Genomic DNA, 6,247 nt, shown 5'->3' on the forward strand with positions numbered 1-6,247 from the left:
ACGAGTATCGCACCATGTCCGGCAGTCAGGCCTGCTGATGATGGAGTTCCTCATCCCGCCGTCCCCAGGCGATGAAATGCGGGTTGGCAAAGTCGCTGTCGTGGAGCTGTTCCCGCTTGCCGTAGGCGAGAGGCTTGCCGTCGAGCGTCACCGTCGATCCGCCGGCGCCGCGCAGCACGGCATCTCCAGCCGCGGTGTCCCATTCCATCGTGCGTCCGAAGCGGGGATAGACGTCCGCCTTGCCTTCTGCCAGCAGGCAGAACTTCAGGGACGAGCCGATCGAGCAGATGTCGGAGACTTTCGCCGACGCGAGGAAATCGTCGGTTTCGGGCGTGTTGTGCGAGCGGCTGGCGACGGCGACCGGATGGTCGGCAACCGGCTGCGCCGCGATGGCCTGCCGGTCCTCGACCGTGAAGTCGGCACCGATCGTCATGCGGCGCGCGCCTTGGCGATCGCCGACATAGGCGACGCCGAGCGCCGGTGCATAGACGATGCCGGCCACCGGGATGCCGCCCTCGATGAGCGCGATATTGACGGTGAACTCGTCGCGCCGGGCGATGAACTCCTTGGTGCCGTCGAGCGGATCGACGAGGATGAACCGGTCGCTCGTCTCGGGCACGCGGCCCGCCGCCACCGATTCCTCGGCAACGACGGCGATATCCGGGCAATGCCGGCGCAGATGCGTCAGAATGATCTCCTCGGCGCGCTCGTCGGCCTCGGTGACCGGCGAGTGATCGGCCTTGGTGCTGACCGTCGCGCCGTCGCGGTAGACCTCCATGATGGCGGCTCCCGCCGCCAGTGCAGCGTGTTCGAAGATCTCAAGCATGGTCATCAGGTGCCTGTCGCTGCTGTTCCAGGAATGTCTGGAGCTGCACTGCAAGCAGTTCCGGATCCGCGCCGACCGTCCTGAGGTGGATTTCCGGGTTCTCGGGCGGTTCATAGGGCGAATCGATGCCGGTGAAGTTGCGGATGTCGCCGGAAAGCGCCCGCTTGTAGAGACCCTTCGGATCGCGGCGCACGCATTCTTCCAGCGGCGTATCGACAAACACCTCGATGAACTCGCCAGCCTCCATCAGGTCGCGGGCAAGCTGGCGTTCGGAACGGAACGGCGAGATGAAGGAGACGATCACGATGAGGCCGGCCTCCGTCATCAGCCTTGCGACCTCCGCGACGCGACGGATGTTCTCCACCCGGTCAGCATCCGTGAAGCCGAGGTCGCGGTTCAGCCCGTGGCGAACGTTGTCGCCATCCAGCAGAATCGTGTGGCGGCCGCTTGCATGCAGCAGCTTCTCCAGATTGTTGGCGATCGTCGATTTGCCCGATCCGGAGAGCCCCGTAAACCAGAGCACCGCGGGCTTCTGGTGCATCAGTTCTGATCGGGAGCGCTTGCTCACCTCCAGCGCCTGCCAGTGAATGTTCTGGGCGCGGCGCAGCGGGAAATCGATCATCCCGGCGCCGACCGTCGCATTGGTGAAGCGGTCGATCAGGATGAAATTGCCGGTGATCCGGTTGTCCTTGTAGGCATCGAAGGCAATCGGCGCCTGCAGCGACAGATTGCACACACCGAATTCGTTCATGGCGAGCGATTTTGCCGCCGTATGCGCGAACGTGTGGACGTCGATGCTGTGCTTGAGGCTGGTGATGTTGGCCGTCACGCTCTCGCATTCGGTCCGCAGGATATAGCTGCGACCCGGAATGAGCGGATTGGCATCGAACCAGATGACGCGCGCCTGAAACTGGTCGGCAACCTCCGGCCGCTCTTCCGGTGTGACCAGCATGTTGCCGCGCGAGACTTCGACCTGGTCCGCGAGCACGATCGTCACCGCCTGGCCCTCGCGGGCCTCGGTGAGGGACCCGTCCATGGTGACGATATCCTTGACCCGTGTCAGCTTGCCCGACTTTGCCACCACGACCGGATCGCCCACGGCGATCTTGCCCGAGGCGATCTGCCCGGCGAAGCCGCGGAAATCGAGGTTCGGGCGGGAAACATACTGAACGGGGAAGCGGAAGGGCTTGTCGAGATACTCGTTGTCGACGGCCACGGTCTCCAGATGCTGCAGCAGCGTCGGACCCGTATACCAGGGCATGTGCGCCGAGCGGTGGATGACATTGTCGCCGAAGCGGGCCGACATCGGGATCGGCAGCACGGTCGCAAATTCCAGGCTCGCTGAAAACTCGGCGTAGTCGGAGACGATCTGATGGAAGACGGCCTCGTCATAGTCGACGAGATCGATCTTGTTGACCGCCAGCACCACGTGCCGGATGCCGAGCATCGAGGCGATCAGCGAATGGCGTCGTGTCTGCGGCAGGATCCCCTGGCGCGCGTCGATCAGCAGGATCGCGAGATCCGCCGTCGAGGCGCCCGTGGCCATGTTGCGGGTATATTCCTCGTGGCCGGGCGTATCGGCAACGATGAACTTGCGCTTCTCGGTGGCGAAGAACCGGTAGGCGACATCGATGGTGATGCCCTGTTCGCGCTCCGCCTCCAGGCCGTCCACGAGCAGCGCGAAGTCGATGTCGTCGCCGGTGGTGCCGTGCTTGACGCTGTCGCGCTCCAGCGCCGCCAGCTGGTCCTCGAAGATGCGCTTGGTGTCATAGAGAAGACGTCCGATCAGGGTCGACTTGCCGTCGTCCACCGAACCGCAGGTCAGGAACCGCAGAAGCGACTTGGTTTCCTGCTGTCCCAGATATTCGGCGACGGAGGAGAGGGGCTCGCGTGACGTGGTATCCATCAGAAATACCCCTCCTTCTTCTTCTTCTCCATGGAGCCTGATTCGTCCTTGTCGATCATCCGGCCCTGGCGCTCGGAAGTTCGCGCAACGAGCATCTCCGCAACGATGTCCTCGATGGTGACGGCGTCGGACTCGATTGCACCGGTGAGCGGATAGCAGCCGAGCGTCCGGAAGCGGACCAGCCGCTCCTCGACCCGGTCGTCGGGGCCGAGCGGCATGCGCTCGTCGTCGACCATGATGAGCATTCCGTCCCGCTCGACGACGGGGCGCTTCTGGGCAAAATACAGAGGAACGATCGGGATGTCCTCCTTCAGGATGTATTGCCAGATGTCGAGCTCGGTCCAGTTCGACAGGGGGAACACACGGATGGATTCGCCGGGGTTGATGCGGGTGTTGTAGGTCTTCCACATCTCGGGACGCTGGGTCTTCGGATCCCAGGCGTGCTGATTGTTGCGGAACGAGAAGATCCGCTCCTTGGCGCGGGACTTTTCTTCATCCCGCCGCGCGCCGCCGAAGGCAGCGTCGAACTTGTAGGCGTCCAGCGCCTGCCTGAGCCCCAGCGTCTTCATGATATGGGTATGGGTATCGGAGCCATGTACGAAAGGGCTGATGTTCTGCGCCACGCCGTCCGGATTGACGTGGACGATCAGGTCGAACCCTAGCTCTTTCGCAGCCTGGTCGCGAAACTCGATCATCTCGCGGAACTTCCAGGTGGTGTCCACGTGGAGGAAGGGAAACGGCGGCTTGGCTGGATAGAAGGCTTTCCGGGCGAGGTGCAGCATCACGGAGGAATCCTTGCCGACCGAATACAGCATCACCGGCCGAACAAAGCTTGCTGCCACCTCGCGGAAGATATGAATGGCCTCTGATTCCAGACGCTGAAGATGGGTTAAATCCAAGGCAACACTCTCCAACCAGAGACACGACACTGGGAAGAATTAAATCTTGTTCTACAATGAAAGCAACGAAATTATATTGCAGGTGCGAAATAAAAAGGCGGCGGCACAAGCAGAGGGCGCAGACGTTAAGTAGGGCCCACTAAAATAGTGAGCCCTGTTCGCGTCAGCGGGTAAGGTGCTGCCGGCTCGCGTAGAGAGCGATGGCGGCGGCATTCGAGACGTTCAGCGACTTGATGGCGCCCGGCATGTCCAGCCGTGCCAGGGTCTTTACCGTGTCTCGGGTCTTCTGGCGCAGACCCTTGCCCTCGGAGCCCAGCACCAGAGCGATTTTTTCGCCGGAGAAAGTCCCTTCCAGCGGGGCGGGGCCTTCCGAATCGAGGCCGATCGTCTGGAAGCCCAGCGCATGGAGTTCTTCCAGCGCATTGGCGAGATTGGTCACCTGGATATAAGGGATGAGTTCGAGGGCGCCGGACGCCGACTTGGCAAGCACGCCGGATTCCGTCGGGCTGTGTCTCTGGGTGGTGATAAGCGCGCCGGCGCCGAATGCGACGGCCGATCGCATGATCGCGCCGACATTGTGCGGGTCTGTCACCTGATCGAGAACCAGAAGCAGCGGGCTCTCCTTCAGGGCCTCCAGCCGCCGGACGGGCAGCGGCCGCGTCTCGACCATCGCACCCTGGTGGATCGCGTCCGGCCCGAGGATCTTGTCGATGTCCTGCGGCGAGACGAACTCGACGGGATAGGGGAGGGTCTCCGGCTCCGCCAGCTCCAGCCGTGCGAAAGCGTTCTGCGTCACCGAGAGCTTGATGATCACGCGCTCCGGGTTTTCGAGCGCCGCCCGCACGGTGTGCAGGCCGTAGAGGTGGACCTGATCCGGCTGCAGCTGCGGCGGCTGCCATCCGGCGGCCTTGTCGCGCCGACGCGGCGCCGGCGTCGGAATTTCACCCCGCTCGCGCTTGGCGTCGCGCACGTTGCGGCGCAGGGTTGCGTAATGGCCGTCGCGGCCGGACTTGTCGTTATTATCGTTCTTGCTCATGCGGTCTTATAGCCTCGGCAGCGGCGCCGGCCTAGTCGTCAGGCGCATGCATGGACATCTTTGGCGCAAGAATTTTTTCGACATTTAGGCTCGACAGTCGTGTTGACAGACGGTCATGGGGCGGTCATATACGCGGCGCAGATCGGAGCCGGTGGCCACGATCTCAAGAGCTTGGTCTCGATCCTGACGGATACCTGGAGGGATGCCCGAGTGGTTAAAGGGGACGGACTGTAAATCCGTTGGCTCAGCCTACGTTGGTTCAAATCCAACTCCCTCCACCATTCCGTCAGAGGATCGACCACCTGCGGGTATAGCTCAATGGTAGAGCAGCAGCCTTCCAAGCTGAATACACGGGTTCGATTCCCGTTACCCGCTCCAAGCCTCGCTCGTCCCGTTTCCGCACCGATCATCTATATAAGCGTATGCAGCCGGCGGGTGCTGCTCGATTGCGGATGCGTCCTTGCCGGTGCGCTGGCTATCCGCCTTCTCGGGCGATATCTCAGGGGGACACATCGCCGAAGGATCCGCCCATGAATTGGATAGACCGTTCCCGTCGAGGAATAATGGGGCTGGCGGCAAGTCTCGTCCTTCTCGCCTGTCTGCCGGAAACCGTTGTCGCGCAGCAGCCGGTGACTGTCTTTGCCGCTGCCAGCATGAAGAATGCGCTGGACGCAGCAAGCACTGCATGGACGGAGAAGAGCGGTATCGCGACGTCCATTTCCTATGCCGGCAGCTCCGCGCTCGCCAGGCAGATCGAAGCCGGCGCGCCGGCCGATCTCTTCATCTCCGCCGACCTCGAATGGATGGACTACCTCGCCGCCCAGGGCCTGATCGATGCGGCAAGCCGCACAAGCCTCCTCGGCAACCGGATCGTCCTGATCGGGGCAAGGGGTGCGCCTGCGGTCGACATCGGGCCGGGTTTTGATCTGGCTGCGGTGATCGGGGACGGCAAGCTGGCCATGGCGGCGCCTGATTCGGTGCCGGCCGGCCGATACGGCAAGGCAGCGCTTGAGAGCCTTGGCGTCTGGCCCTCGGTTGCGGCGAAGGTTGCAGGTGCCGAGAATGTCCGTGCCGCCTTGCAGTATGTCGCACGCGGGGAGGCGCCTTACGGGATCGTTTACCGAACGGATGCTGCGGCCGATCCGAACGTCACGGTCGTGGGGCTATTTCCTGAAACGTCCCATCCGCCGATCGTCTATCCCGTTGCCCTGCTGCGGGATGCCGATAACCCTGCCGCCGCCGATTACCTCGCGTTCCTGAAGTCCGAGGAGGCTCGGCCCTTCTTCGAGGCGGAGGGGTTTGCGGTGCTCCACGGCGACCGGTAGGCGATCCGGCCTTCCGAGGTCCGGCGCCATGCAGGGTCCACTGGTCGACGGCGCTGCCCGGCTCCTCTTGGTGCCCGCGACAGGCATCCGCAAGCGGGGCGGGCAGTGCCGGCCGCCGGGCCGGTTCTTCCGGCATTTATGTCTTGCGCATTCTCCGGGAAAGCCTTAAACGGCCACACCAAACCCGCGCGCGGGTCCCACATCCATGTCCACAGGAAGCATTCAATGGCAAAGAGCAAGTTTGAGCGCAACAAG

The 6,247-nt window shown here is 63.0% G+C and carries 5 protein-coding genes and 2 tRNA genes; 3 read left to right on the forward strand and 4 right to left on the reverse strand.

Annotated elements, in window-relative coordinates:
* Nucleotides 1–25 precede the first annotated feature (25 nt).
* The 4 genes from cysQ to EO99_RS0110865 all read right to left on the reverse strand — a co-directional run bounded on the left by cysQ (nt 26) and on the right by EO99_RS0110865 (nt 4,667).
* Nucleotides 26–826, reverse strand: coding sequence for a 3'(2'),5'-bisphosphate nucleotidase CysQ (gene cysQ / locus EO99_RS0110850; protein WP_029618662.1), 801 nt, complete (start codon nt 824–826; stop codon nt 26–28).
* Entirely contained in the window at nt 819–2,732 is a 1,914-nt protein-coding gene (nodQ, locus tag EO99_RS0110855) for a bifunctional sulfate adenylyltransferase/adenylyl-sulfate kinase NodQ (protein ID WP_029618663.1), read from the reverse strand. Before nodQ ends, cysQ begins: the two co-directional genes overlap by 8 nt.
* Nucleotides 2,732–3,631, reverse strand: a complete 900-nt coding sequence (gene cysD / locus EO99_RS0110860) for a sulfate adenylyltransferase subunit CysD (RefSeq protein ID WP_173425144.1) — start codon at nt 3,629–3,631, stop codon at nt 2,732–2,734. The genes nodQ and cysD overlap by 1 nt, the downstream gene beginning before the upstream one ends.
* A 163-nt stretch (nt 3,632–3,794) precedes the next feature.
* Entirely contained in the window at nt 3,795–4,667 is an 873-nt protein-coding gene (locus EO99_RS0110865; RefSeq protein ID WP_029618665.1) for a TrmH family RNA methyltransferase, read from the reverse strand.
* 196 nt (nt 4,668–4,863) lie between these two features.
* On the opposite strand from EO99_RS0110865, the gene EO99_RS0110870 reads away from it, so the two are divergent.
* From EO99_RS0110870 to modA, 3 genes are all read left to right on the forward strand, one after another.
* Nucleotides 4,864–4,948 (forward strand) — tRNA-Tyr (locus tag EO99_RS0110870).
* 23 nt (nt 4,949–4,971) lie between these two features.
* Nucleotides 4,972–5,045, forward strand: a tRNA-Gly gene (locus EO99_RS0110875).
* A gap of 185 nt (nt 5,046–5,230) precedes the next feature.
* A complete protein-coding gene (gene modA / locus EO99_RS0110880) occupies nt 5,231–5,992 on the forward strand; it encodes a molybdate ABC transporter substrate-binding protein (RefSeq protein WP_235776805.1) in 762 nt (253 codons plus the stop codon).
* Nucleotides 5,993–6,247 lie beyond the last annotated feature (255 nt).

It is taken from the genome of Pseudorhizobium marinum, assembly GCF_000705355.1.
Lineage (GTDB): Bacteria > Pseudomonadota > Alphaproteobacteria > Rhizobiales > Rhizobiaceae > Neorhizobium > Neorhizobium pelagicum.